The organism is Blautia sp. Sow4_E7 (assembly GCF_052116245.1).
Lineage (GTDB): Bacteria > Bacillota > Clostridia > Lachnospirales > Lachnospiraceae > Blautia_A.
The window spans coordinates 1-2,513 of record NZ_JBQKLL010000098.1 but is presented as its reverse complement, the minus strand read 5'-3'; the positions used below and the strand labels follow the sequence as shown (position 1 = coordinate 2,513).

Here is a 2,513-nt window from a genome sequence, read left to right as displayed (position 1 = left end):
CCTCCTGTGGTGTTTTTCGTGAAAAGTGTGAAACACACTTTTTACACTTTTCACACCATTATCTCATCTTTTGGAGACGCAAGGAAGTTGACTGGTTATTCACCATTTACGGTTTTCCGGAATATCATTGCATTTCCAGAAGAGAATATCGGGGAATTTTTATAGAACAGTTTGTTTTGATGAAGTAGTTTTCATCATGGCAGGCTGTTTTTTTATTGCTTTTGAATTTGTAAGGAAATTTTACCTGTGGAAAATTTGCAAAATTTCGGAAAAATGTGTCCGAAAATCCTCCCGCCAGTCCGGTGTACATGAAGGGAAAACTTTCAGAACACAAAGGAGGTACTGATTATGCAGAACAAATTATTTTTAAAAGCAGCAGATGTATGTGAACTTTTGGAGGTATCTACAACCTCTGCTTATGAGATCATTGCAAATTTGAACAGCGAACTGGAAAAGAAAGGGTATCTGGTTCTTAAAGGAAAGGTTCCGACCAAGTATTTTGTGGAACGTTTTTACGGGATTGAGGATGTCTGTCAGATCCCGCAGGAGAAGGGAGTGGAATGGTTCCATGCGTAAAAGAAAGATGTATTTGTCAGTGGAAGACGTAGCGGAAGTATTTGATATCTCGGTCTCTTTTGCTTACAGGGTAGTGGAACGGATGAACGCTGACCTGGCAAATAAAAATTATTATGTGATTTTAGGACGGGTGCCCACTCGTTATGTTGAGGACAAGATTTATGGTCTGGAACATGTAGAACAGTATTTATCGGAGGAAAAAGCAATATGAGTATGACACAGGAAAAAATGTATATGAACGTAGATGATGTTTGTGCAGTATTGGGAGTATCGAAAGCCTTTGCATATAAAATCATGAAAGGCTACAACGAGGAACTGAAAGAAAGAGGATTTCTGGTTATTCCCGGAAAGATATCAACGAAATTTCTTGCCGAGAAGATTTATGGCATGAAAGTGGAGGAATAGCAATGGGAGTATATAAAGAAGGAAAAAACTGGAAAGTACAGGTGTATTACAAGGACTGGCAGGGAAACCGGAAGAGAAAACAGAAACGTGGCTTTCGGACCAAGGGAGAAGCAAAAGAGTGGGAGAGGGATTTCCTTCAGCAGCAGACGCAGAGTGTTGAGATCGAGTTTGGTAATTTCCTTGAGCTATATTACAAAGATATGGAAGTCCGCCTGCGTGAAAATACCATGTACACAAAACGTTATATCATTGATTTGAAAATCAAGCCATATTTTGAGCATAAGGTCTTAAGTGAGATTACAGTTGCAGATATCAGAAACTGGCAGAACGAGTTGTTGAAGCAGAATTATTCTGAGACATATCTGAAAACGATCAACTGCCAGCTGGGTGCAATTTTTAATTATGCTGTGCGGTATTACAATCTGAAAGATAAGTCCTCTGTTCAGCTGTCTTCGCACCTTACCGATTGTCCGGATCAGGTCCTCTAATCCTTTTACGGGAAGATAGGCTGCCTGAACCGGAATAAGTACCGCATCCGCACATGCAAGTGCATTGATGGTGAGCATTCCCAGGGATGGCATACAGTCGATTAATACATAATCGTACAGACCTTTCACCTGATCAATATACTGCCGGAGTACCAGTTCCCTGCTCATAAAATTCACCAATGACACTTCCATTCCAGCAAGTTCAATATTTGCCGGAAGTAAATCAATCCCCTCTTCGTGGCGAAGAATACCCAGAGAATCGTCAAATGTTTCCTCATTTACAATTTTCATAAGAATTGTAGCCAGTGTTACATTCAACTCATCCGGATTGTGATAGCCAAGACTTCTATAAGAGTGGCATCTCATTTATTAAATTGGGGCGTAGGAACAAGTATGGGAACAGAGGAAATAAAAAGGGAAGTTGTTGAATGGATGTCTGAAAAAGGAAATGATGAACAAGTTAATTTTTCGAGAAAACTATCAAGTGTCTATGAAGCTTACCAACAGCTTCTTGGTTCAGACGCAGAGGAATTACTTGTTTCGGCTGGTTGCGATGATACAGGGTACCCGTGGAGTGATTCTCCTGTAGAAACAATTATAGATGTAGTTCAACTTCCGGAAGATAGTGCTGAACCGTTGGATACAGAATCAACAGATACGCAATCAACAACATCTGATATTAATAATTCAGATAATGCAAACAGTCTAGCCAATAATTCAGAAATTGCAGATGACACTCAGACTGATACATATCCCGGTCCCGATGTGGCAGAAATCGTCAACCTTAAAGGTGATGAGACCACAGTTTATAAGTTGGTAGATGGCAGATATATGGATCGTGTAAATGCTATTTTTATTTTTGATGGAGTAGATACATGGACAGATGAAAATGGGGTTGAATGGAATGAAATTGTGAAATGAAGGAAATATACTTTAAACTGTATCCCTTGTCAAGGACATTTTGAATTAGTGTAGTGCCTATTTTTTAGACACCTACACAAAAGTGATATCCCTGATTTTGGACATTCCTTTGTTTGGTTATCC

The 2,513-nt window shown here is 39.5% G+C and carries 4 protein-coding genes and 2 pseudogenes; 5 read left to right on the top strand and 1 reads right to left on the bottom strand.

The genetic code is table 11. The features are described 5' to 3' along the window. Positions 1-348: 348 nt before the first annotated feature. The 4 genes and pseudogenes from ACTQ50_RS19430 to ACTQ50_RS19415 all read left to right on the top strand — a co-directional run. Positions 349-576 (top strand): MarR family transcriptional regulator, encoded by a 228-nt coding sequence (locus ACTQ50_RS19430; protein ID WP_087315811.1) that lies wholly within the window; start codon positions 349-351, stop codon positions 574-576. Then, positions 569-787 carry a hypothetical protein gene (locus ACTQ50_RS19425; RefSeq protein WP_115623698.1) on the top strand — a complete coding sequence of 73 codons (219 nt, stop codon included), beginning with the start codon at positions 569-571 and terminating at the stop codon, positions 785-787. The genes ACTQ50_RS19430 and ACTQ50_RS19425 overlap by 8 nt, the downstream gene beginning before the upstream one ends. Continuing rightward, positions 784-981: a DNA-binding protein gene (locus tag ACTQ50_RS19420; RefSeq protein ID WP_115623697.1), complete on the top strand. Its 198-nt coding sequence runs from the start codon at positions 784-786 to the stop codon at positions 979-981. The genes ACTQ50_RS19425 and ACTQ50_RS19420 overlap by 4 nt, the downstream gene beginning before the upstream one ends. A gap of 2 nt (positions 982-983) precedes the next feature. Next, positions 984-1,412 (top strand): annotated as a pseudogene (locus tag ACTQ50_RS19415) (Arm DNA-binding domain-containing protein); the annotation flags it as partial. Positions 1,413-1,421: 9 nt separating this feature from the next. On the opposite strand, the pseudogene ACTQ50_RS19410 reads toward ACTQ50_RS19415, so the two are convergent. Beyond that, positions 1,422-1,814 (bottom strand): annotated as a pseudogene (locus tag ACTQ50_RS19410) (ParA family protein); the annotation flags it as partial. Positions 1,815-1,862: 48 nt separating this feature from the next. Between ACTQ50_RS19410 and ACTQ50_RS19405 the strand changes: the two are divergent. After that, on the top strand, positions 1,863-2,390 hold the full coding sequence (locus ACTQ50_RS19405) for a hypothetical protein (protein WP_441485532.1): 528 nt from the start codon (positions 1,863-1,865) through the stop codon (positions 2,388-2,390). Positions 2,391-2,513 lie beyond the last annotated feature (123 nt).